Below are 24157 nucleotides of genomic sequence, written 5' to 3'. Positions count from 1 at the left end.
GAACGCCCTTGAGCAGCTTCGCGTTGTAGTGCTGGCTCTTCAGTGACAGATTGTTGACGGGAGCCGTGTGGCGCCCGGCTCCATGTCGTGGATGAGCGCGGAGCCGGGCGCCACACGGCTCCCGAACGTCGCCAAGGTCTTCGCCCTGCTTGTCTTGCCAAGGCCCTCCCGGATGAAGATTGAATTGCCTGGCTCATCGCAGCCGAGCGCGACACGGCCTCTACCCGAGACCATCATCTCTACACATAGCCCATCATTCGACAAGAACGCGCAGTTTGTCCTGCATAGGCGCATGGTGTCCCCCTCCGCCGCAAGAGGTGAGCAAAAGAGAGGCTCCCCTCGCCACTACCGGACAAAGGGACCTCTCTGGGGAAACACGCTATAAAACCTTCTTGCCGGGCGGTCGAGTACAGCACCGACGGCGTACCCGTGGAGACCTACCCAGAGCCCACGCCATTTCAAGTTTCTTGGTCTTCAACGCCACAATCCGATAATCATCCAGCCGTCGAAATGACCTCGTCACAGGCGGCAAGCATCTCCTCGTCATGAGTGACAACGATTACAATATGGTCTCTCTTAATTTCATGAAGCAATTTGATCAGCGCGCCTCGACTCTTCGCATCAAGTGCTGAGGTCGGTTCATCAAAAAGCATAACGTCCGGCGATTTCAACAGCTGTCTCACAATTGCAATCTTTTGCTTCTCGCCGCCGGACACCCCTCCTTTCCCGCCGTCAAGCATCGCCGTTGCCCCGTTCTCCACAGAAGCAACCATTTCGTCTAGCCCCAATATGACAAGCATCCGATTCAGCTTATCCATCTCGTAATCATCAGAAAGCAGCGTAAGATTATCGAGAATCGTCCCCTCAACGATAGGGGGTTCTTGCTCCGTAATGCTGACTCGACACCGCCGCAATGCATATCGATCGATGCAACGCTGTGACACCCCGTTGTAGCGAACGGCCCCTTCTGTGTCATCTGGATATAGCCCCAATATCACTGACAGCAGCGAGCTCTTCCCCGAACCATTCGGCCCCGAGATTCCATATAGCCGACCCCTGGAAAACGCGAGCCCCTCAATGCTTAACGCGACCCTTTCCGCCCCTGGATAACGTAGCTTGATGTTCTCTAGACGGATTTCCTCAATCGGACCAAGCGCCAATTTGCCATTCGCTTCCACCGGGACATCCCAAATTCTTTTCAGCCGCTCATAGCATACGCGATTAGTCTGGTAATCCCTTCCCCAGCCCAACAAATACTGTACCGCTGAGCTTAAGTTCGAATAATATCCAACAGCAGTCACGAGAAAACCAGGCAACAGTCTCCCGCCCATCACTTCAACCGCGCCCACAGCAAGAAGACATCCTTGAGCGGCGGAAGCGACCAACGCGTTGCCAAAGGTAAATCTAGACCCTACTTCCTGATTTGCTCTCATCGTTGGATAGAGCCCATTAAAAGCTTCGACCAGTACAGCGCGGGACCTATCGAACAAAGCATGTTTGCGGATGAAATCAACTTTCTCCAACTGATCTTGTAGACAGGAAAAAAACCTCGCGCTCTGCTCTTGTACGTCAAAACTTCTCTCAAACAGCCTTGCGCGTGAAACCGCATAAAAAGCGGCACTCGCTGCCGCAAGAACAAGGCAGACCACACTCAACTTGATATTCAGGCTACCGAGAACAAACAGGGCGGACAAAAGGGTGATAACGTTGCTTGAAACCCCCACAACCGAGTTGATTACGAAGATGACAAGGTCATTAGCGTCGTGATTGATTTGCTGGTTATAATACGACGCGTTGAAGCCCTCGAAGAATGCCTGGGGAAGGTGCTTCACGTGCTCAAGCGTATCCGCATTTAAGCCGAACCCCGCATGCGACTGAAGGTTGATGTACAGCATCTCTGAGCAATACACTAGTCCCGCTCGAACCGCTTGGACCGCAACCAAAATAAGGCAACAAACGAGAACGGCGGCAAGATCGGCGCTGGCCGGCATCGCCAATCGGTTTACCACTATGCCGGTAAGAAAGGGACCCGCAAGCGCAAGCAGCCCGACCAAAACTGTTACGACAAGATAGGCGTAGAATCGACCGCCCAGTATATATTTTCTACAGAGATTAAGCATCAGCCTCATTTTGCCCCGCACCCCGTTTTGCCGTATTCATCATCTGGGAGAGCAGCATTTTTTGCTCGGCATCATACCGGAAGGAAACGCAACGTTTCCCCTCACCGTTTAAGGCGTGGTTGGGGCACCCTCCCATGCACATGGGAAAAGCAAAGCACTCTTGGCATTCCGGGTCATCCGGCTCATATGCCATCCAGTTAATCATGTTCTTGCTCAACATTGGCGGCTCGAAAATAGTTCCGACCCTCCGCTCCTTCATTCCAATGTCATCCCAGCACTTATACAAATCTCCGACGGGATCAACCACGTACGAGTTGATTCCAACGGCGCAACATATCCCGAAATTCGTCCCACCAAAAGGTTGAACTTTGAAGCCCCGCGCAATTGCCCTTTTATAAAACTCAGTCTCCTCATACGAGAACTCTTTTACAGTAAAGCAGTGGCTGTCGTTCGCACATACCTGATTGATATCGTCAACAGGGGCTAAATAGAAGTGAACCTTATTCATCAGGCCATTTAGCTCGAGATAATCCAATAGCTCTTGAGCGGCCTCGATGTTGGTCTTGTCGACGTTGCTCCTTATCGAAATATCGATGATGTCGGCACACTCTTTGACGTTCTTGAGAATACGTTCGTATGTAGGGCTTCCGTCGTGAAGAATCCTTCTCGAATCGTGATCCGACTTCGATCCATCTATAGTCACTTGCGCGCTCGTCACACCACATGCCGCGAGCCTCCTTGCAACATCAGGCGTCAGCAGATAGCCATTTGTCACTATCGATGCGGAATATTCACACGTTGGCCCCACGACATCTTTCAGATCCGACGTAATCCGTTCGATCATCTTCATTCCGAGCAGAGGCTCGCCGCCGTACCATCCAACTGAGAGACTTGCGATACCAGGATAGTAATCTTTCACGAACTTGGAGAGCTGTGTCAAAACCTCCTCGCCCATCGTCGTGTACGCCTGTCCCTTTTCATAGCAGTAGGGACAGCAAAAGTTGCAAGCCATCGTTGGCGCAATGGTAAGGGACAGAGCAGTATTCGCAAAGCGCGCGGCGCGACTTTGCAACCTGATCTCCCCAAGCTCGTCCCTCTCCTCATTGACTAGGATGCCTCCCCTTATCAGCTCCGCGACAAGATCATCGGCATCCCGAACGTCCCCTTCTTGAATCCTTTTGAATTTCTGCGCGTATTCCGGATTTAACGACAGGATGCCGCCGGTTCGCGCATTCATGATAAGAAGACTTCCGTTATGTTCATGCACCACATTAAATTGCGACAGTTTCACTTCGCACCATCTCCATTTCCAACCAAATCCATATCGACCCTCAGACGCTGCGCATACGCCAGCGCACTACCTTCTTCGATAAAAACTGCACGAAAGCAGCAATAGACATGCGAGCGACACGATGACCGCATGGCCGCATGCAGCCATCAGGACCGTCCCGCCGGCAGCCCCGCACGCCCTCATCCAATAAGCCATGTGAACCGGGGGTAAAACGGTTGGGAAACTCATCGCGATAACAAGGCCCGCGAACGTTGCGACCAGCAAGGCTCCCGACACAAGAGATCTGATCCTGAACACCTCATATGCAACCGCAACCATCAGCGTATAAGCGGCGTCTATAACGATATTCGACAGGAGTGCCGAGGTCACATTACCAACCGTAAGGCTGTCTAGACCGCTTCCGGAGCACACGGCAAAGACCGCAGCGACACCGAGAGTAAACACGATGTAGGGGCACAGCGTATACACTTCGCAAGCCAATGTCTTTGCCGCAAACAGCTGCCAGCTGCGGAAGCCCCGAGCAATCGAAACTCCCCTTGCCGACACGCTCGTCGCATCACCGAATAGCGTCCCCGCCACAACAACAGAGACGATTGGGAAGAACACCGTATGCGCCATGGAGACGACACTTAGCCAGGAAGAGATACCCGTTGGCCCAACCCCTATCGAGAAAAGATAGCCCGGATCGGCGGAAAAGCCAAAGAACTGGCCCTCTCCCCCTGCGGAGACCCATGCGCCGGACCCGGCAAACACATAAATCCCCGCGATGCCCAAATACATCAGCGCTATTATCACGGCGAGTTTCATTCTCCTTGCGCGGAACAGTTCCGCCCTGACCGACATCCCAAGATTCATCGAACCGCCGTCCTTACAAATAGCGAGACGAGCGCAACTCCAACCGACACAAGCACAGTGCCGCCCGCATACAGCAAAACCTGAATTACACCAACATTCTGCATACTCAGGGAACACAGGTTCATCAGGTAATACACGGGCGAGAGCATGAGCAGCAAGCTGGGCTGACCGCTTCCGTATGTACTTGGGAACCACACCATCACAAATGTCGAAACCGCTATTGCAACGACGCTGCTCGCCACCACACTCCTCGTGAGCAAATACAGGGCGAAGGTAGCGGCGTACATCGAAATGAGCAGCAGCGCGATCATCAGCGCAATCGATACAAATTGGGCAAACCCTGAGCACGAGGCCCCAACGTCCCATTGGGCCATCTTGGTTAAATACAGCGCAGTCGTAGAAAGAAGATACACGGCACCGACCAGAGTGCAGTTCACCAACAGCTTCGTGATCACAATCGCCGCCTGCGACACCCCTCGCGATCTCGATACGGCGTAAGCCACGGATTCAAAGTCTCTCGACGTAGCGTAAACCGCGTAGAGAATCGTCACCGGAATCCAGACCACTGTAGACGCAAAAGACGTCCGGGCAACAGAGCCCAAAACGTCCCCTGCATCCACTAGGTTTCCAATAAAACCTATAGCCCCTCCAAGCGTATACGGGTCATCACCGGCGACCATGATCAGCACCTCAGACGAAGTCGCAGCCGCAACCACATACAGCACAGCCGCAAGCGCAATCATCAGAGCGGTCGCCGGGTGCCTGGCGAGCAACCATACCTCGCTCCGAAAAGCTGAGATGAACTCGCGTTTCATCACAGCTCGCTCTCTCGACCGATGAGCTCCGAATAAAACTCCTCAAGGCTCTTCCTATGAGAATACGCCTCCGCAACCCTCACACCTGCGGTCGAGAGCGCTTCGATTGCAATGCCCCGCCCTTCCTTTTTCTCCTCATAGCGCATAAGGACGCTGCCGTCCGGCAGAAAAGAATGTGAGGTCTCATCTCCGAGAACCGATCTCGTTCGCTCCAGATCGTCCACATGCAACACGAAACCACCGCGGCATGACTTTTCCAGCTGAGGTGCGGTCATCCTTCGAATGAGGCGACCATGACTTATGAAGAGGTAATCAGTTGCCAGCTTGTGCATCTCCTCAAGATTGTGGCTGGATACGAGAATCGTTTTACCTTGATCTTTGTTAAGATGCGTAAGGATTTTTCTTACTTCGACTATCCCCATCGGATCCAGGCCGTTTGTCGGCTCGTCCAGGATCAACAGCTCCGGATCGCCCAGCAACGCTATGGCCAGATCGAGACGCCTCCTCATTCCCATTGAGAAGTTCTTCACTTTCTTCCCGCCGGCCTCCCCCAAACCGACGGTTGATAACACACCGTCGATGGAACGATCGGTGGGAAGCCCCCACTCAATACAGCGAACGACCAAGTTGTCTCGCGCGGTCAGATTAGGATACGAAGCATTGAGGTCGGGCATATAACCCAGCCTTTCCCTGCAGCTCCGTATTTCACGTCTCCCGGTTTGCCCAAACATCGAGATCGTTCCTGACGATGGCTCCGAAAGCCCCGTGATCAATCGAATTAACGTGCTCTTGCCGGCACCATTCTCCCCAATGAGTGCACACAGCTCGCCTTCCATTAAAGAGAACGAGACTGATTTAACCGCTTCAAACCCGCCATATCTCTTGGATATGGCACGCAATTCAACTGGGACTTCCCGCATGGACGACATCCTCCCCGTCAATAAAAAGGGACGACATGGCAATTGTGCGGGGTTATAGGTAACGTCGGTTCGCCCCCCATATTGCAATGCCACATCGCCCCTCAGGCGCTGCTGGCCAAAATATCTTTGAACAGTCTGTGCACGCCGTACGGCGTGCACTATCCGCTAAAAGCGGATAGTGCACTCCTGTGAAGAACACTTGGTGCTGCAGCTGCCGTGCGCGTAGAAGAAGCAGTTGCCGCACGCGGGTGCAACGCCTTCCTCCGGCTCGTTAATCCAATCCATCTCTCCCTCCTTTCCTTGCATACCGAATTGATAATGTTATTCTAATTCGATATGTATCATATTTCAATATAAGCTTATTTATATATTACACAAGGTAAGCACCCCCCTGCATCCAGCACAGGAAATGACTCTCTCGTTCCCCAGTGACGCGGCGAGAAATACAGGCCACTGCAGGACGTTGAATGAACAGCCCGTGAAAACCGTTGTTTTCACGGGCTGCACCTGCTCAATACTTTTTTATTCTCCAGCCTCAGTCGTCTCTAAGATCGACCACGTAAACATGATCTGACTCCAGGACCGGGTCATCACCCGTCGCGGTCGCCCTGCTCAGCGCGTTGCGGGCGCGCCGCGTCGCCAGTTCCTCAAGTTCTCTTTCGTTGACGCGCTTAATAAGATCGCCAGGCTGGCAATCAAGCTCTACGCAAATATCCAGCAATGTCTTTAACCTAATTGCCTTCACCTTGCCATTTCGTATTTTTGAGATACTTGCCGGTGTGTGCCCGGTCGCCCGAATGATATCCGTACTCGTCTTTCCGCGTCGAAGCAATAAGCTTTCAAGCTCAATAATCAGATAGTCCATGCCGCCCCTCACACCAAATCCTCGGTCTGGTCTTGAAGCAGAGCTCCGTAGCGCCATATCGCAGAAATCGAGAAGCAGCAAACGGCCCCCAGCACAGCACCAATATCTATGGGCAGGGCCAGGTTTTCAAACATCGAATAGGCGTTCCCCAGCAAGTCGAAGGGGCCAATCACTATCGAAAGAAACCCCGGAGAAAACAAGAGGTCACCTATTGCCGCTGCAACAAACAGCCACCCGATAATCGAGATTCTTCGAGCATGCGAAAGGGTAAAGGGCGATTCGCCATGAGCCATGTCCATGCTGATTCCCCGCAGGGTCCATGTGGCCCCTCCGGAAATCAGAAGATACATCAAAGGAACCACTACGGAAACCGTCTTTGATGGATCATATAGGTTTCCTTGAGCAGCCATAAGCCCAATGGAAATAACCACCACCACCGAACAGCAACACACCGCTATAAACAGCGCCGTAAACAGAATCCCAAGCCTTCTTCCGAGAGTCATCATCTTCTGGATGGACTTATCGATCTTCTGGGCGCTATTCACCACAGCTCCTCCTAAAGCAATCAGAGGTCTTCTTACTTACTGTTTTTCCTACATTGTAACGAACTCGATAAGAAGAGGGTCGCTTCACGCCGCGCAATCCCGAACTCCAAGCGTTTCTCATCAGCATTGCCCATCTTTCGAGTCGAAATTCAAATCCAGTTTCTTATCGCATGCTGAAATCAACCCGAACTGGATGTGACTGGAAAACAGCGCGCTGCGTCGGTCGCGCTTTCCCGAGCGACTCTGGCACAACAGACGATATGAGTTGAACATTGGGGCCTCTCCCCTTGCAGCTCTCTCGTGGGTCGGGCGACAATGGTCGTACCATCAACCGCGGCCGCGCGCTGCGGGCCCTCGGCCTCGGCTGCGTCGTCGGGGCGGTCCCGAAGATGCACCGGCCCGCGGCCGACCGCGGCCGCAAGAACGACCGCCGCGACGCCGAGTGGCTGGCACGCATGCTGGCGCGCCGCAACGTCGTCGAGGTGTGGGTCCCCGACGAGCGCCCTCGAGGACGCGCGCGACGACCTGCAACACGCCAAGCAGCGGATGTCGAAGTTCCTGCTGCGCCACGGCCTCGTCTTCGACGAGACGACGCCGGCCGGCAGGCGCAGGGGCGCCTGGACGGGGGCCTACTGGGACTGGACGGAGTCCCTCTCCTTCGACGAGCCCGACGACGCCGCGGCCTACGAGCACTACATGGACGGAAATGACCTGGTAGAGAACCCTCGCACCGTCTACGTCGCAGGGGACGTAGACGAACTCGTCGAGCACGAGCAGCCTCGCGGGCGACACGTCGTTCAACAGTTTCGACAGCGTTCCCTTGCGCTTCGCGTTGCCGAGCTCGAGAACCAGCTGCGCGGTCTGCCAGAACCTGACCGACATGTCCGCGGCGACCGCGCGCATCGTGAGGGCGACTGCCATGCGCGTCTTGCCGCGCCTGGACTTACCGAAGAAGACGAGGTCTTCGCGCGATTGTTTGTGTCAACGGCCAACTGAATGTGAACCCTTCTTGCATTGTTGCAACCTGGCTGGCAGCCGGTCTTTAATGACGACGACCATTGTCGCCCGACCCACAAAAGAGCCGCAAGGGGAGGAGCTCCCAATGTTCAACTCATATCGTCTATGGCGCACTACCATTCACCGAAAGTCGGCAACTTTTTCATTCTCTCTATACATGTTTAAACAACATGTTCTACAATAGGGACAATAGCAATGGAAACTCGGGACGAGCCGTCTATCCATCTACGGCGCAGCCCCTTATTCAAAAGGACGGTGAGTGCATCCATGGAGCGTGCAAGCGGCGTTCTGATGCCCGTTTCGTCATTGCCCGGACCTTACGGTATCGGCGGCTTTGGCTGGAACGCCTATGACTTTGTCGATTTCCTCGCCTCGTGCAAACAACATTACTGGCAGATTCTCCCCCTTACGACAACGAGCTATGGCGACTCGCCCTATCAGTCGTTCTCGGCCCGTGCGGGCAACCCCAATTTCATCGACTTTGCCGAGCTTATCGAGGCCGGCTATCTGGAGCAGTGCGATATCGACGGCGTGTACCTGGGCTCCGACCCCAGCAATGTCGACTATGGTGCCATCTTTGGTGGCCGTCGTCAGATTCTCGACCGCGCCGCCGAGCGCTTTGCCGCCGACAAGCCGGCCGACTTCGACGACTTTGTCCAAGCAAACGAAGACTGGCTCATCCCCTACTGCGAGTTCATGACCGTCAAGGAGGAGTGCGGTCTCAAGGCCTTTTGGGAGTGGCCCGCAGAGCTCCGTACCCGCGGCGAGGCTTCTGCCAAGGTCTGCGCCGCCCATCCCGCGCGCATGCTCTACCACCAGATGACGCAGTACTTCTTCAATCGTCAGTGGAGCCGCCTCAAGGCCTATGCCAACGAGCGCGATATCCTCATCATCGGCGACCTGCCCATCTATGTCTCGCGCGACTCCGTCGAGATGTGGGCCACGCCCGAGCTCTTTAAGATCGACGCCGCCGGTAATCCTGTGAGTGTCGCCGGCACGCCGCCCGACCAGTTCTCGGCCACCGGCCAGTACTGGGGCAATCCCATCTACGACTGGGACGCCATGGAAGCCGACGGTTTCTCCTGGTGGGAGGGCCGTATCCGCGCCGCCCTCGACATGTACGATGTCATCCGCCTGGATCACTTCCGCGGCTTCGAGGCCTATTGGGAGGTGCCGTTCTCCTCACCCGATTCGTCCTACGGTTCGTGGACGCAGGGCCCCGGCCTCAAGTTCTTCAAGACGCTCGAGGAAAAGCTCGGCACGCTGCCCATCATCGCCGAAGACCTGGGCTTCCTCACCCCCGGCGTCATCGACATGCGCGACAACTCGGGCTTCCCCGGCATGAAGATCTTGCAGTTCGCCTTTGAGGGCACCAACTCGTACTACCTGCCGCACAACTACATTGCCAACACCGTCGCCTATGTGGGCACACACGACAACGAGACGGCGCGCGGTTGGTTTGAGGGAACGGCCACCCCGCGTCAGCGCGAGCAGGCGGCCCTGTACACCCACCAGCAGGCAGGCGAGCCCATGGCCGATGCACTCAACCGCGCCATCGCCGCCAGCGTAAGCGATACCTGCATCTACACCATGCAGGACCTGCTCAACCTGGGCAACGAGGCGCGCATCAACACTCCCGCCACCATGGGCGGCAACTGGACCTGGCGCATGCTCGATGGCGCCATCACCCGCGAGCTCGAGCACAAGCTCACCGGCTGGACCGAGACCTACTTCCGCATCCCGTCGGAAGACGAAATTGAGCTTCCCCAATAGGAGCCACCGCGCCCGACCCCACCCCATCGTGCGGACGCGTCCGTTTTCCCCGCGCGAGGCCACTCCAATCCCTCGCGCGGGCTTCTTTTGAATTTCTGACATGTAATCAACCCATCACAGGAGGAAACATGCCCCGTATCAATCTTGCGGATCTTGCCGAGCAGTCCTTTGGCACCTCGCTCGAGCAGCTCGATGACCGTCGTATTTATAAGCTGCTGGCCAAGCTCGTGCAGGAGCGCTCTGCCGCCTGTCCTCTCAACAACGGCAAGAAAAAGCTCTACTACATCTCTGCCGAGTTTTTGATCGGCAAGCTGCTCATCAACAATATGATCGACCTTGGCATCTATGACGAGGTTAAGGACCAGCTCACCGCCGCGGGCCACGACCTCAACAAGATCGAGGAGTTCGAGGTCGAACCGTCGCTCGGCAACGGCGGCCTGGGCCGTCTGGCCGCATGCTTCCTGGATTCCATCGCCACGCTGGGCTTGACCGGCGATGGCGTGGGCCTCAACTACCATTACGGCCTGTTCCGCCAGCGCTTTGTCGACAACCAGCAGAAGGCCGTCCCCGACGAGTGGCTCGGTGAGCAGGACATCCTAGTCGACGACGACCGCTCCTACACCGTCGAGTTCGGTGATTTTGCCGTTACTTCCAAGCTCGTCAACATCGATGTACCCGGTTATGGCCAGCCCACCAAGAACCGCCTACGCCTGTTCGACCTGGCAAGTGTCGACGACGGCCTGGTCCCCGGCAGCTCCATCGACTTCGACAAGACCGAGATCGCCAAGAACCTCACCTTGTTCCTCTATCCGGATGATTCCGACGAGCAGGGCCGCCTGCTTCGCATCTACCAGGAATACTTCATGGTGAGCAACGCCGCCCAGCTCCTGATCGACGAGGCCATCGAGCGCGGCAGCAACTTGCACGACCTGGCCGACTACGCCGTAGTCCAGATCAATGACACGCACCCCACCATGGTCATTCCCGAGCTCATTCGCCTGCTCACCACCGAGCACGACATCGAGTTTGACGAGGCCGTGACCATCGTACGCTCCATGGTCGCCTACACTAACCACACGATTCTTGCCGAGGCGCTCGAGAAGTGGCCGCTCGTCAGCCTGCAGAAGGTCTCCCCTGCCATCGCCGACATTATCGTCAAGCTCGATGAGATCGCGAAGGCCGAGCACGATGACCCGCGCGTCGCCGTCATCGACGAATACGACACCGTCCACATGGCCCACATGGACATCCACTTTGGCTTCTCCATCAATGGCGTAGCCGCCCTCCACACCAAGATCTTGGAGGACACCGAGCTTCATCCATTCTACGAGATCTATCCCGAGAAGTTCTCCAACAAGACCAACGGCATCACCTTCCGCCGTTGGATCCATGGAGCCAACCCCGCGCTCGCCAGCCTGCTCGACGATGTAATCGGCACCGACTGGCGCAGCACCGGCGATCTGAGCAAACTCGCCAAGTTCGCCGACGACAAGGACGTTCTTGAGCGCCTGGCCGCCACCAAGGTCGAGGCCAAGGCCATCATGCGCCAGTTCATGGCGCTCGAGCAGGGCGTGACCATTCCCTCCAACGCCATCATCGACGTCCAGGTCAAGCGCATCCACGAGTACAAGCGTCAGCAGATGCTCGCGCTCTACATCATCTGGAAGTACTTCGATATCAAGAACGGCAACAGGCCTAAGCACCCTGTCACCATCATCTTTGGCGGCAAGGCGGCGCCTGCCTACACTATCGCGCAGGACATCATCCATCTGATCCTGACGCTGTCGCAGTGGATTGCAAACGACCCCGACGTGGCTCCCTACCTGCAGGTTGTCATGATCGAGAACTACAACGTCACCGCCGCCGAGCGCGTGATCCCCGCCGCTGACATCTCCGAGCAGATCAGCCTGGCCTCCAAGGAGGCGAGCGGCACCTCCAACATGAAGTTCATGCTCAACGGCGCCCTAACCCTGTGCACGCTCGACGGTGCCAACGTGGAGATTGCCGAGCTCGTGGGCGACGAGAACATCTATACCTTTGGTGCCTCGTCCAAACAGGTCGAGCAGCTCTACGCCGACGGCACCTACAACGCCGGTGCGCTCTACCGCAAGCCCGGCATTAAACTGCTGGTGGACTTCATCACCAACCCGGCCTTTATGGCAACCGGCAACGCCGAGCGCCTGCAGCGCCTGCACGACGACATTAAGGGCAAGGACTGGTTTATGGCCCTGCTCGACATTGAGGAGTACATCCAGACCAAGGAGCGCGTGCTGGCCGACTACGAGGACCAGGACGCCTGGATGCGCAAGGCGCTCATCAATATCGCCAACGCCGGCACCTTCTCGTCCGACCGTACGATCTCCCAGTACAACGACGAGATCTGGCACCTGAGCTAATTCGGTTTCATCGCCCATCCTCTTGAAAACGGAGCCACGGCAACGCGGCTCCGTTTTTTGTGCCCATACGCCGGCCCATGGCCTGCCTCGACCAAAAATCTCGGCCTGTAACATCTAGCCGGCAAAATTGAGTCTACCTGTTATAGATCGAGACGGACAGGGCTGCTCTGCCGGAGTATCTCAATCTGTAACAGGTAGACCTTAATTGACCTTCTAAATGTTACAGATCAAGACAAACGGATTTGCCGCGATGAATTGTCTCATTCTGTAACAGATAACCACTGAAATCGGCCTCACCTGTTACAGATCAAGATAAACGGACGAGCCAGCCAATACAATCTCAATCTGTAACAGATGGCTGCCGAAATCAGCCCCTCGTGTTACAGATTTAGACGGAAGGATGGGCAGCTCGGCACTATCTCGTTCTGTAACGCCTGAACCTAATTTGACTCTCCACCTGTTACAGATCAAGACAAACCGACAGACAACCCCAGCACAAAGAAAGGCTCCCCTCTCGCCCAGTGGACGGGAGGGGAGCCTTATATGTGACCGCGGCAAAAGGATGGCAAAGCCGCAGTCGCCCAAAGGGAGGGCCTGGATGCACCGGGCCTAGATAAGGTTCTTGCCAGACACCTTATCGAAGAGATGAGTCGCGTTCTTCTCGAACTTGAACCAGATGGGGTCGCCAGCCTTGAGCGCGCCCTTGGCCTCGAGGTCGACGACGGGGATAATCAGGACAAACTGGCCGTCGGGAGCGGTCACATGGACATGCTCGGTCGAGCCCATGAGCTCGGTCACCTCGACGGTGCCCTGGAGCGCACCCTCCTCGCCCTTGTCGGCAAGCAGGATCTGCTCGGGGCGCACGCCGGCCGTAATCTCCTTCACGTCGCCGCCGTCCCAGTTGAGGGCAAGCTGAGCGCAAGTCTCCGGGGCGAGCGCCACGTTCATATCCTCGGTCTTGACAGTAAAGCCGTTGCCCGAGCGCACCAGCTGGGCATCGAAGAAGTTCATCTGCGGCACGCCGATGAAGCCGGCGACGAAGATGTTCGCGGGATGGTTGAAGACCTCCTGCGGCGTGGCGATCTGCTGGACGACGCCGTCCTTCATGACCACGATGCGGTCGCCGAGGGTCATAGCCTCGGTCTGGTCGTGGGTAACGTAGATGAAGGTGCCCTTGATCTCGTGACGCAGCTTAATGAGCTCGGCGCGCATCTGGTTACGAAGCTTGGCATCCAGGTTGGACAGCGGCTCGTCCATCAGGAAGACCTTGGGGTCACGCACGATGGCGCGGCCGATGGCGACGCGCTGGCGCTGGCCACCCGAAAGCGCCTTAGGCTTACGGTCGAGATACTCGGTAATGCCCAGGATCTCGGCAGCAGAGCGAACCTTGCGGTCGATCTCGTCCTTGGGGACCTTCTTGAGCTCGAGCGTAAATGCCATGTTCTCGTACACCGTCATATTGGGGTACAGAGCGTAGCTCTGGAACACCATGGCGATGTCGCGGTCCTTGGGCGCCACGTCGTTGACGCGCTTGCCGTCGATGAGCACGTCGCCGGAGGTGATGTCCTCCAGGCCGGCGACCATGCGCATCGTCGTGGACTTACCGCAGCCAGAGGGGCCAACGAGGACGATGAACTCCTGGTCGTGAACGGTGAGGTTGAAGTCCTCTACAGCGAGCACACCGTCCTCGGTAACCTTGAGGTTGTGCTTCTTCTCCTCGGTCTTCTTCTTTTTGCCAAAGAAGCCCTTCTTTTTTGACTCGTTGTTGGGATACACCTTCTGAACATGTTTGAGAACGATCTCGGCCATGTCTCTACCTTTCGATACGCGGCGCCGCGCTGAGGGGCGCCGCCCAAACTTGCAAAACAGTTACGGCATCAGCCCTTGACGGCACCTGCCACCACACCGTCGATGATGTACTTCTGGCAGAAGATGTACATGATGACGATGGGGACAACGACCATCATGATGCAGGCCATCATGGGGCCGAGCTCGACGTGGCCATAGCCGCCGCGGAAGTACTGGATCAAAATAGGAATGGTCTTGTACTTGGTGGAGTCGAGCGTAAGGTAGGGCAGCAGGTAGTCGTTCCAGACCCACATGGTCTCGAGGATGCCGACCGAAAGATAGGTGGGCTTCATGATGGGGAGAACGATCTTAAAGAACACCTGAACCGGGTTGCAGCCGTCAATCATGGCCGCCTCCTCGATCTCGAGCGGGATGTTCTTTACAAAGCCGGCGAACATAAAGACCGCCAGGCCCGCGCCAAAGCCCAGATAGATAAAGCAGATGTTGAACGGCGTATTAAAGCCGATGCGGTCCGCCAAATTGGACAGCGTGAACATCAGCATCTGGAACGGTACGACCATCGAGAACACGAACAGGTAATAGAAGAAGTTCGAGATCTTGTTGTTGACACGAACCACGTACCAAGCGCACATGGAGCAGCACACCAGAATCAGCACGACCGACGTGACTGTGATGATGAGCGAGTACATAAACGCCGAGGCAAAGCCCTGCTCGTTAAGAGCGTGTACGTAGTTTGCGAGGCCGTTGAACGTCTCGGGCGTGAGCAGATCGAACGCCGTGGTGGTGCTGATTGCGGTCCCCTTCTTAAAGGAATTGAGCGCAATCATGAACACAGGGTAGATCCACGCGAGCGACAGAATCGTAAAGAAGATCGAGAGCGCGCGGTTAATAGCCTTATCGCGTTTCATTACTGCTGCACCTCCTTGGACCTCGTGGCCTTAAGCTGGATCATAGAAATAGCGACAACCAGGATGCAGAAGATAACTGCCTTGGCCTGACCGATGCCCTGCCATGCGATGCCAGCACGCGAATAGAACGTGTTGTAGATGTTCAGGGCGAGCATCTCGGTGGAGTGCGCCGGGGCACCACCGGTAAGGGCGAGGTTCTGGTCGAACAGCTTAAAGCCGTTGGTGATGGACAGGAACAGGCAGATGGTGATGGTCGGCATCAGGTTGGGGATCTTAACCTTCCAAAACGCCTGCCATGCCGTAGCGCCGTCGACCTTGGCGGCCTCGATGTAATCAGACGGAATGGACTGCAGACCGGCGATGTAGATGATCATCATGTAGCCGACCTGCTGCCACAGGGTCAGGATGATAAGGCCCCAGAAGCCAGCAGCAGAGTTAAGGGCGATGAGCTGGGCGCCCACGTTGGAGAGCAGGCAGTTGATCAGAATCTGCCAAATGTAGCCCAGCACGATGCCGCCAATCAGGTTAGGCATAAAGAAAATCGTACGGAAGATGTTGGTGCCCTTGAGCGCCTTGCGAGTGAGCGCCTGCGCAATGGCCAGCGCGATCACGTTGATGAGCACCGTCGACAGGAAGGCAAACGCCACGGTAAAGAAGAACGACGTGGAGAACTGCGGGTCGGTCAGTGCGCGCACGTAGTTCTCGATACCGACAAAGTGCGCGTTATTGATGGTAATAAACTGGCAGAACGAGAGATAGAAACCCTGGATAAAGGGAATCACGAACCCGATCATAAACGCCAGGCACGTGGGCAGCATAAAGAGCGGCCACCAGCGCTTGAGTGCTTTGCCCATAGAAGGGTCCTTTCAATATGCAGGGGGCGGGCAAACCTACGTCTGCCCGCCCCCTGTCGCTAATCAGATAGCTTGGGCAGCAACTGCTTACTCGGAAGCAGCCTTCTCGGTCTTCCAGCCATCGACGAAGGCGTTCTTGACGCCGTCCCACTTGGTGTTGTCGGCAGCATAAGCGATGAGAGCCTGCTTGAGGTTCTTCTTCCACTCCTCGGAGGGGATGTAAACGAAGTCCCAAGCAACGGTCTTCTTGCCGTCCTTGGCCATAGCAACGGCCTGCTGAGAGAAGACGTTGGTGGTCTCCTTAGCGCTCTTGAACGGGGCGGTCAGGCCCATCTTGTCAGCGATGATGCTGGTGGCGGTGTCAGAAGTGACGCACCAATACATGAAGTCCTCGGTGGCCTTCTGGGCATCCTCGGAAGCCTGGGAGCTGACGCACCAGTAGTTCTCGCCGCCGGAGCACAGGCCCTGGTTCTCCTCGCCGTCGACGCCGATGTAGATCGGCAGCATGCCGAGCTGGTCGTCGGTCATACCGGCCTTGGTGAGGTCGGCGTAGGCCCAAGAGCCGTTCTGGTAGAAGACGGCCTTGCCGGTTGCGAACTCGTTGGTGGCGTCGTCACCGGTCTTGGAGGCGAGCTGCGAAGGATCGCAGGTGGAGTCGGTGATGTACAGGTCGAAGATCTGCTTAAAGTTGTCGAGATACTCGCCCTTGATCTCGTCGTCCTCCTGGTTGTGCTCCTTCTCGAACTCGTAGTAGAGCGGGAGGTTGGCGAGGTGGGTGGTGTAGCGCCAGCTGGAGGAGTCATCCATGCCGGCGGAAGTGAAGGCACCGTCAACGCCGAGCTCGTCCTTGCGGGCCTGGATGTCATCGGCGCAAGCCTTCAGCTTGTCGAAGGAGTTGATGTCCTCGGCCTTGTAGCCGGCCTTCTCGAGGAGCTCCTTGTTGTAGATGATGCCGTAGCTCTCCTGAACCCAGTCGATACCCAGATCCTTGCCGTCGGACTGCAGCGCCAGGGAGTCGTCGATGAGCTCGCCGCGGAGCTTGGTGTCGGAAAGATCGGCGCAGTAGTCCTTCCAGTTCTTAAGGCCGGTGGGGCCGTTGACCTGGAACAGCGTCGGAGCGGAGCTCTTGGACATCTCGGACTTGAGCTTCTCCTCGTAGGTGTTGGAGGCGGCGGTCACGATCTTGACCTCGACGCCCTTCTCCTTCTTGTACGCCTTGGCGATCTCCTTCCACTCCTTGTCGACCTCGGGCTTGAACTGGAGGAAGTAGACCTCGGCAGCGTCACCGGAAGCAGAGGAGCCAGAGCCGGCAGAACCACCGCAGCCCACGAGGCCCAGACCAAGAACCGCAGCCGCGGAACCAGCAAAGCCCAGGAACTGCCTTCTGCTCATTTCGTTCTTCATTACAATCCACCCTTTCACACCGTGGCGGCACCCTTTGCCGCCGCCTTCGGAGATTGGCTCGGGGACTTTGCCCCTTTTGCTGACTTGTACAATACGCTATTTGGCTAGTTGTTTGAACAAGTATTACTAGAGCGGTAGAAAAACTTCGGTGAACGGTAATTTCAACTTGATACTTGACAAGTTTTGTATAAACAATTATTTATTATCGAATGCAGAGAAAACGCCCGATCAAGCCGATGCATCGTCGGTTTGACCGGGCGTTTTCGCTTTGAGGGCATGAGTCTCGTCAGGCTGCGAGCTAGCCGGCTATCGCTTGGAGTTGACGCGGTAGTGGAAGATCTCGGGATGCGTGCGGGCATGCGTGACCTCGAACAAGATGCCGTCCGAGGTGTACGACTGGCTCTCCATAACGGCGACGCAGTTGTACTTGCCAAGGTCCAAGTAGCTGCAGTCCTCATCGTTGGCGAGCTCGACACTCACCGTACGACGGCTCGCCATCACTTTGACGCCGCGCTTGTGCTCCAGATAGCCGTAGATAGAATCCGCCGCGATCTCGGGGGTCAGGCCCTTGGCGATCGACGCCAAAAAGTAGCCATGGTCCACTTGGCGCGCGCTGCCGTTGAGGCTTCGGACACGCACTACGCGAATCAGCTCCTCGCCCACCTTAAAGCCCAGGCGACGAGAGAGTTGCTCAGTGCAAATCAAATGTTCAAAAGACTTGACCTCGGTCGATGCGACGGCATTGTTGCGTTTTGCGAACTCGCCAAACGACTCAACCTCTTCGAGTGCGCCCAGCATGTCGGTTTCGCCCTTAAGCCAAATAACGCGCACGCCCTTACCGTGTATAGGCTGCACAAACATCTGGTCGGCCAGCATGCTCAAGGCGCGTCGAACGGTATTGCGCGTGCAGCCAAACTCCGCGGTCAGCTCGGCTTCGGTTGGCAGCATCTCCTGAAACGCATAGGTCCCGTTGATGATGCGCGAACGGATCTCGCGGTAGATTCCTTCGTAAATCGCTTTTGGCATGATTTCACCTCTAATGAATATGTATGGCTAGGCACGATAGCATTTCTTTGGGTTGTTTAAACCGTCTATCGGCAAAGCACCGATTATTAACTGTCAACGGCGCCCGTGATGCTCCAATCGATTCGAATCAAAACCAACAATGCGGCGAACGCTCACTCCCCTACAATTAACTCATTGTTTAAACGTTCCACCGCAGACACGGCGGGCTTATGGTCGAGAGGCAGAATATGCTGCAAAAAATCCAACGCTTTGGCGGGGCAATGTTCGCGCCCGCCATGCTGTTTTCTATATCAGGCCTCATGGTCGGCATCTCCGCCCTCGCCACGACCGTAGACATCGTCGGCGACCTCGCCGTATACGGAACCCCTTGGTACGTTTTCTGGACCATCATCCAGCGCGGCTCGTGGACGGTCTTTAAGCGCCTTCCACTCCTTTTTGCCGTAGCGCTGCCTATCGGTCTTGCCCAAAAGCAACCGGCACGCTGCTGCCTCGAGGCACTCGTGGCCTATTTTGCCTATTGCTTCTTTTTGAGCGAGATCATTAAGCTGAGCGGAGACAACCTTGGGCTTAAGTACCCATCATCTTTGACCCCCGCCAGCGGTATCACCGTCATCGACGGCATCAAGACGCTCGACACCGGCATTATCGGCCCGCTGGCGGTATCGGCAACCGTCGTCGCCATCCATGACCGCTTCTACGATGCCAAGGTTCCCGATTGGCTCGGCACCTTCTCGGGTTCCTCGCTGGTCTACCTCATCAGCTTTTTTGCCGTGTTTGCCCTTGCCGCCATCTCGGCCGCCATCGTGCCCTTCGCATACGCCGCGACCGAAACGCTGCGCCACGCACTTGCGGGCGTCGGCCCCTTCGGCGTGGGCATCTTTGTGTTTTTGGAGCGAGCACTCGAGCCCATGGGGCTGCACCACCTGCTCTATATGCCCATCTATTACGACAATCTGGTCATTCACGACGGTATTTACGCCACGTGGACCAACCTACTCCCCATTCTCTCCCATAGCACGCGCCCTTTAAATGAACTTGCGCCCTGGGCAGGTTTTACCGCCACCGGCTGGGGCAAGCTCTTTGGCCTTCCCGCCATCGCGGCAGCATTCTATTTCACCGCCAAACCCGAACGCCGCGCCAGCCTTAAGGTCATCCTTTTGCCCGCCATCGTCGCCTCGGTGGTCTGCGGTGTCACCGAGCCGCTCGAGTTTCTCTTTATGTTCACCTATCCTGGACTCTTTTTGCTCTACGCCGTCCTATCCTCCTGCCTTGCCATGACCATGAACTTCTTTGGCATCGTCGGCATCTTCTCGGGCGGTCTCATGGAAATGACGGCCTTCAACTTCATCCCACTCATGCGAATGCATGCCGGCTCCTACCTTTTGGCGCTCGGTATCGGTCTTGCCTTTAGCCTCATCTTTTTTGTTAGTTTTCGAGCACTCATCTTGGTCTATGACCTTAAGACGCCGGGCCGCGAGGATCATGTCTCCAATCGCGCGGCAATCGATCGTTTAACGGGAAGCGGCTTTGCCAAAGAGCAATCTCCCAATGGCGAGGTCAGTATTCAATCCGATCAAGATCACGTCCTCGCTGAGCGGGTAATTCAGCTTTTAGGTGGCGTTGGCAATATCGTGGGCGCAACCAACTGCGCCACGCGCCTGCGCGTCGAGGTCGCAGACCCTTCCATCGTTGCAGATAATGCGTCGTTTGTCGCGGTGGGCGCCAAGGGCCTCATCATTACGGGCAAGACCGCCCAGGTGATTATTGGCATCTCCGTTCCCCGCGTTAAAGAGCATTTTGACCAGATCATGGGCCTCGAGCCGGGATTTGTGTCCACCACCTCGGCCTCCCCTGCCGCCAGCGCAGCCCATAAGCGCGGCGATATCTGCTTCTTCGATATCGACGGAACACTCGCCTGGCAAGACCCTCGAGTGGCACAAGAGCTTCCCGAGAGCGAGCGAGACCTCTCCCCCTATCCCAATGAAGCGGTCTCGCAAGCCATCCGTGATTTTGTCGCCAAGGGCAATATGGCGTTTATCTGCACAGGGCGCACGCTGAGCTGCATCCATCCAAAGCTGCTCGAGCTGCCCTGGACCGGCATCGTCTGCCTCGCGGGTGGCTATGTCGAACTTGAGGGACACGTGATTCGCGATTTGGCGATGACGCCCGGCATGCTGCAGCGCCTTGCTCCCATTCTTGAGCAATCGGACGAAGTGATTCGTTTTGAGGGACTCAATGGCGTCGTTCGCATGAGTGCCGATGCGCCCGACGCCCCAGGATACGCCCGCACCGTGGGCGATGCAATTACGCAGCTGCAACATTACAGCGCCTACAAGATCTTAATGTCCACGTCGCTTGCCAACCGCATCGCTCAGGATCAAGCGTTTGAGCCGCTGCTCTGCTTTAACGAGCTCGAGCTCGAAGTGACCGAGATTTCGCCTCGCGAATGTACCAAGCGCGAGGGTATCCAGTCCGTACTCGACGCCCTCGATCCCCACCACGGAACCGTATACGGCATCGGCGACGCCAGCAATGACGTCTCGCTGATGAACGCCGTCGACGTTGGCATCGCCATGGGCAACGCACCGGACTTCCTCAAGGAAAAGGCCGACTATGTCACCGACAGCATCGACCACGACGGCGTCGTCACCGCGCTCGAACACTTTGGGCTTATCTAGCCAAGCCCCTACCGCACTTGCGGCCGCATGGACCAATCGTCTTCAACCGCCGCGCTCGACGCCCTAATGTGGCAATATGTTGTCTGCATAATGCAACGATGCAACCTATCAAAGAATGCGAGAACCCGTGTCCAGTCCGTTTACCAGCTTTTTAGCCCAGCACTTTGACCAGATTAACGACTATCTGGCCACGTTCTTTGACGGACAGGCGACTTCCGCCGATATCGAGCGTTACCTGTATACCCCGCTCTCGGCATTTACGGCAAACGCTGGCAAGCGCCACCGCCCGCTCATCTGCATGCTCGCCGCAACCGCAGTGGGCGGTAGCTTTGAGAGCGCCCGCAGCGCCGCGGCGGCCATCGAGCACTTTCAGTCGGGCGCACTCATCCACGACGACATCGCCGACAACGGGCAGATTCGTCGCGGCAAGCCCTGCATGCACCTTACCGAGGGCACGGGCCTTGCCATCAATTGTGGCGACCTGGCGCTCACCATGGTCACCAAGACGGTTCTCGACGATCCCACGCTCGAGTCCGACGTGAAGCTGCGTGTGCTCCACGAGCTTACCGAGATGATCGTCCGCACCATCGAGGGTCAAGCGCTTGACCTGGGTTGGGTCCGTGACGAGCGCTTTGATATCTCGGTTGATGACTACCTGGACATGGCGACGCACAAGACCGCGTATTACAGCGGAGCCACGCCGCTTGCCGCCGGAGCCATTATCGGCGGCGGCAGCGAAGAGCAGGTCGAGGCGCTACGCGCCTTTGGCCTGCACACCGGCCTTGCCTTTCAGATTCAGGACGACCTGCTCAACTTGGTCGGCACCAAAGAGGCCGCCAACAAGGACTTCCGCACCGACATCACCGAGGGCAAACGCACGCTCGTTGCCGTGCACGCCCTGTCTGATGAGCGCCATCACGACGAGGTCGAGGCAATCCTTTCCTCGGGCACCGAGGACCCCGCGCAGCTCGCGCGCGCCGTGGAGATCTTCCAGCAGACCGGCTCCATCGAATATGCTCACGCCTACGCACTGGACCTGACCGCAAAAGCCAAGGCTGCCATCGAGAACGTTGAGCTTGACCCGCACGCACGCGAACTGTTCCTCTCCATGGCAGATTTCTTTGTGGAGCGCCTCAACTAGCGGGGGTCACAAAACCTGTGGGCAGCGCGTTTGGGTACAAGTTGCTACACTGTTGAGTGCATGTTTATGCATTGTCTCGCGTTGTCTATCCGACACGCGCTCAAAATAGTACGAATCGTACGCCGAAAGGGGTTCGTTCATGGAACCTATTACCACGGGCATGCAGGGAGCAGCCGTCGAGGATGTTCAGTCCCGCCTTCTGCAGCTCGGTTACACCATCGATGCCGACGAGGTCGCCGACAAGCGCTTTGACACCACCACCGAGCAGGCCGTCAGCACCTTCAGGCTCGACAGCGGCCTTGCTGCCGGTCATGCCGTCGATATCCCCTGTTGGAGCGCCCTGGTCGACGCCTCGTATAAGCTGGGCGACCGCACGCTCTACCTTCGCATGCCCAATTTTCACGGCGCCGACGTCAAGGCCCTGCAGCGCGCTCTCAACGTTTTGGGCTTTGCCTGTGGCGAAGACGACGGCTACTTTGGTCCGCATACCGAGGCCGCCCTGCAGCAGTTCCAGGAAAATGTCGGCCTGTTTGCCGACGGCATGGCCTTCCAGGACACCTACGCCTACATCAACCGCCTGCACCATGTGTGGGAGGGCAAGCCCTCGGTCACCGAAGCCGAGTCTCGCATCGGTTTTGCGCGCGCCGCCAACGTGCTCGAGCGTTTCCAGATTGCCGTCATCGGCGAGGACCCTATCGCGCGCAGCGTAGCATCGCGCATGTGGAACATCGCCACGGCGACGACCGACAGCAGCGGCATGATGCTTTGCGATTCCGAGGTTCCGACCGATGTCGACCTGGTGCTCGAGATCGCAAGCGACGAGTTGCCTGCAGACGCCGCCCCGCGCGCCACGATCGCCCTCGCCGAGTGCCACAACCTGGCCCAGCGCATCCGTACCGCCAATGTCGCCGCACAGCAAAAGCCGGCACGAATTCGCATCGAGCTCACCGGCATGACGCGTTACAACGGCACCTTTACGGCCAGCGACGCGCAGACCCTCGCCGTACGCCTACTCGACGGCGTTTGCGATGCCCTCGCAGATTAGGTAAACTAGACGAGTTGCTTTTGGGCAACACCACACATTGGGACGTAGTTCAACGGTAGAACTCCGGTTTTTGGTGCCGGCTGTTGGGGGTTCGAATCCCTCCGTCCCAGCCATTAAAACTGAGCGCCCTAAGCCCATAACGGCCCAGGGCGCTTTCTTGTGGGCAAGCGGAGGAATTCGAACCCGCAAGGGTGCGGAGCTGAGGAAACGCGAAGCGTTTTCCAGCGCAGCACGCAAGGAGCGAAGCGACGCAGCGGGGCGCGGCCGCCGACCAGGCGGACGCGGAATCCCTCCGTCCCACACCAGCCAAGAGCCCCTCACGTCAAGCAAATCGAGCCAACGCCGCCAAGCGGAGGGATTCGAACCCGCAAGGGTGCGGAGCGATGCAGCGGGGCGCGGCCGCCGCAGGCAGACGCGGTGTCGGCACTTGGGGACGCTCCTAAGTGCCGGCATTATAGGAACGTCCCCAAGTGCCGGCTCGGGACTATTTTCGAGGACCCTCCGAAGGACTGTGGCCAAAAAACGGCAAATATGAGTACTGTCACCGTTGTAGCTACATTATTTTCGTTAATAAAAGAAGATCTTAATGAGATTTATTCGCATCAAGGTCTTCCTTTAATGAACACTTGAGGAGATACGGCAGCTTATCTGCTCGATCGACACGTCAAATCACCTTAAATGTGGTCAAAATTACT

General features: G+C 56.8%; 18 protein-coding genes and 1 tRNA gene. 6 read left to right on the top strand and 13 right to left on the bottom strand.

All coding sequences use genetic code 11. The annotated features are described in order from the left end of the window. Positions 1-494: 494 nt before the first annotated feature. The 8 genes from DW925_RS08775 to DW925_RS10375 form a co-directional block, all read right to left on the bottom strand. Entirely contained in the window at positions 495-2129 is a 1635-nt protein-coding gene (locus tag DW925_RS08775) for an ABC transporter ATP-binding protein (protein WP_084591801.1), read from the bottom strand. Continuing rightward, positions 2113-3411, bottom strand: a complete 1299-nt coding sequence (locus tag DW925_RS08770) for a radical SAM protein (RefSeq protein ID WP_117638255.1) — start codon at positions 3409-3411, stop codon at positions 2113-2115. The genes DW925_RS08775 and DW925_RS08770 overlap by 17 nt, the downstream gene beginning before the upstream one ends. A 66-nt stretch (positions 3412-3477) precedes the next feature. Beyond that, entirely contained in the window at positions 3478-4266 is a 789-nt protein-coding gene (locus DW925_RS08765; protein WP_035137757.1) for a hypothetical protein, read from the bottom strand. Continuing rightward, the gene (locus DW925_RS08760; protein ID WP_117564851.1) at positions 4263-5081 is read right to left on the bottom strand and encodes a hypothetical protein; all 819 of its coding nucleotides are present in this window, start codon (positions 5079-5081) and stop codon (positions 4263-4265) included. The genes DW925_RS08765 and DW925_RS08760 overlap by 4 nt, the downstream gene beginning before the upstream one ends. After that, complete coding sequence (locus DW925_RS08755) at positions 5081-6001, bottom strand: ABC transporter ATP-binding protein (RefSeq protein WP_035137759.1); 921 nt, start codon at positions 5999-6001, stop codon at positions 5081-5083. The genes DW925_RS08760 and DW925_RS08755 overlap by 1 nt, the downstream gene beginning before the upstream one ends. Before the next feature lie 535 nt (positions 6002-6536). Beyond that, entirely contained in the window at positions 6537-6866 is a 330-nt protein-coding gene (locus DW925_RS08750; protein WP_052044110.1) for a helix-turn-helix transcriptional regulator, read from the bottom strand. Positions 6867-6874: 8 nt separating this feature from the next. Next, entirely contained in the window at positions 6875-7411 is a 537-nt protein-coding gene (locus DW925_RS08745; protein WP_035137761.1) for a hypothetical protein, read from the bottom strand. Between the two features lie 327 nt (positions 7412-7738). Continuing rightward, positions 7739-8332 carry an ATP-binding protein gene (locus tag DW925_RS10375; protein ID WP_084591805.1) on the bottom strand — a complete coding sequence of 198 codons (594 nt, stop codon included), beginning with the start codon at positions 8330-8332 and terminating at the stop codon, positions 7739-7741. 291 nt (positions 8333-8623) lie between these two features. Between DW925_RS10375 and malQ the strand changes: the two genes are divergently transcribed. Beyond that, positions 8624-10201 (top strand): 4-alpha-glucanotransferase, encoded by a 1578-nt coding sequence (gene malQ, locus DW925_RS08735; protein WP_255413150.1) that lies wholly within the window; start codon positions 8624-8626, stop codon positions 10199-10201. 128 nt (positions 10202-10329) lie between these two features. Then, a complete protein-coding gene (gene glgP, locus DW925_RS08730; protein ID WP_117790812.1) occupies positions 10330-12597 on the top strand; it encodes a glycogen/starch/alpha-glucan family phosphorylase in 2268 nt (755 codons plus the stop codon). Positions 12598-13206: 609 nt separating this feature from the next. Here the strand turns inward: glgP and DW925_RS08725 are convergent. From DW925_RS08725 to DW925_RS08705, 5 genes are all read right to left on the bottom strand, one after another. Further along, a complete protein-coding gene (locus DW925_RS08725) occupies positions 13207-14406 on the bottom strand; it encodes an ABC transporter ATP-binding protein (protein WP_117640835.1) in 1200 nt (399 codons plus the stop codon). Between the two features lie 68 nt (positions 14407-14474). Continuing rightward, entirely contained in the window at positions 14475-15314 is an 840-nt protein-coding gene (locus DW925_RS08720; protein ID WP_089573621.1) for a carbohydrate ABC transporter permease, read from the bottom strand. Then, positions 15314-16168, bottom strand: a complete 855-nt coding sequence (locus tag DW925_RS08715) for a carbohydrate ABC transporter permease (RefSeq protein ID WP_117716994.1) — start codon at positions 16166-16168, stop codon at positions 15314-15316. The genes DW925_RS08720 and DW925_RS08715 overlap by 1 nt, the downstream gene beginning before the upstream one ends. 87 nt (positions 16169-16255) lie before the next feature. Then, the gene (locus DW925_RS08710) at positions 16256-17572 is read right to left on the bottom strand and encodes an ABC transporter substrate-binding protein (RefSeq protein ID WP_055252173.1); all 1317 of its coding nucleotides are present in this window, start codon (positions 17570-17572) and stop codon (positions 16256-16258) included. Positions 17573-17878: 306 nt separating this feature from the next. Beyond that, a complete protein-coding gene (locus DW925_RS08705; protein ID WP_055252172.1) occupies positions 17879-18598 on the bottom strand; it encodes a GntR family transcriptional regulator in 720 nt (239 codons plus the stop codon). 227 nt (positions 18599-18825) lie between these two features. On the opposite strand from DW925_RS08705, the gene DW925_RS08700 reads away from it, so the two are divergent. The 4 genes from DW925_RS08700 to DW925_RS08685 all read left to right on the top strand — a co-directional run bounded on the left by DW925_RS08700 (position 18826) and on the right by DW925_RS08685 (position 23575). After that, positions 18826-21276 (top strand): PTS transporter subunit EIIC, encoded by a 2451-nt coding sequence (locus DW925_RS08700; protein ID WP_158549382.1) that lies wholly within the window; start codon positions 18826-18828, stop codon positions 21274-21276. Between the two features lie 127 nt (positions 21277-21403). After that, on the top strand, positions 21404-22417 hold the full coding sequence (locus tag DW925_RS08695; protein WP_117640837.1) for a polyprenyl synthetase family protein: 1014 nt from the start codon (positions 21404-21406) through the stop codon (positions 22415-22417). Positions 22418-22556: 139 nt separating this feature from the next. Continuing rightward, positions 22557-23462 (top strand): peptidoglycan-binding protein, encoded by a 906-nt coding sequence (locus tag DW925_RS08690; RefSeq protein ID WP_199408914.1) that lies wholly within the window; start codon positions 22557-22559, stop codon positions 23460-23462. Between the two features lie 38 nt (positions 23463-23500). Next, positions 23501-23575, top strand: a tRNA-Gln gene (locus DW925_RS08685). Positions 23576-24157 lie beyond the last annotated feature (582 nt).

It is taken from the genome of Collinsella sp. AM43-1 (assembly GCF_003467925.1).
Taxonomy (GTDB): domain Bacteria; phylum Actinomycetota; class Coriobacteriia; order Coriobacteriales; family Coriobacteriaceae; genus Collinsella.
The sequence above is the reverse complement of the archived record's forward strand: the minus strand, read 5'-3'. Positions and strand labels throughout refer to the sequence as shown.